Raw genomic sequence first — 1,000 nt, forward strand, 5'->3', positions numbered from 1 at the left:
TTCTTTTCCTCTCGCTACTGGTGTTCCTCCATATCTCTGCGCATTTCACCGCTACACATGAAATGGTGCCTAATACATGCAAGTCGAGCGAACGGACGAGAAGCTTGCTTCTCTGATGTTAGCGGCGGACGGGTGAGTAACACGTGGATAACCTACCTATAAGACTGGGATAACTTCGGGAAACCGGAGCTAATACCGGATAATATTTTGAACCGCATGGTTCAAAAGTGAAAGACGGTCTTGCTGTCACTTATAGATGGATCCGCGCTGCATTAGCTAGTTGGTAAGGTAACGGCTTACCAAGGCAACGATGCATAGCCGACCTGAGAGGGTGATCGGCCACACTGGAACTGAGACACGGTCCAGACTCCTACGGGAGGCAGCAGTAGGGAATCTTCCGCAATGGGCGAAAGCCTGACGGAGCAACGCCGCGTGAGTGATGAAGGTCTTCGGATCGTAAAACTCTGTTATTAGGGAAGAACATATGTGTAAGTAACTGTGCACATCTTGACGGTACCTAATCAGAAAGCCACGGCTAACTACGTGCCAGCAGCCGCGGTAATACGTAGGTGGCAAGCGTTATCCGGAATTATTGGGCGTAAAGCGCGCGTAGGCGGTTTTTTAAGTCTGATGTGAAAGCCCACGGCTCAACCGTGGAGGGTCATTGGAAACTGGAAAACTTGAGTGCAGAAGAGGAAAGTGGAATTCCATGTGTAGCGGTGAAATGCGCAGAGATATGGAGGAACACCAGTGGCGAAGGCGACTTTCTGGTCTGTAACTGACGCTGATGTGCGAAAGCGTGGGGATCAAACAGGATTAGATACCCTGGTAGTCCACGCCGTAAACGATGAGTGCTAAGTGTTAGGGGGTTTCCGCCCCTTAGTGCTGCAGCTAACGCATTAAGCACTCCGCCTGGGGAGTACGACCGCAAGGTTGAAACTCAAAGGAATTGACGGGGACCCGCACAAGCGGTGGAGCATGTGGTTTAATTCGAAGCAAC

The 1,000-nt window shown here is 50.9% G+C and carries 1 rRNA gene; it reads left to right on the forward strand.

Annotated features, from left to right (window positions below):
* Positions 1-32: 32 nt before the first annotated feature.
* Positions 33-1,000 (forward strand): 16S ribosomal RNA (locus NK718_RS21830); the annotation flags it as partial.

This window comes from Alsobacter ponti, assembly GCF_024294805.1.
In the GTDB taxonomy this organism is placed as follows: Bacteria; Pseudomonadota; Alphaproteobacteria; order Rhizobiales; family Beijerinckiaceae; genus Alsobacter; species Alsobacter ponti.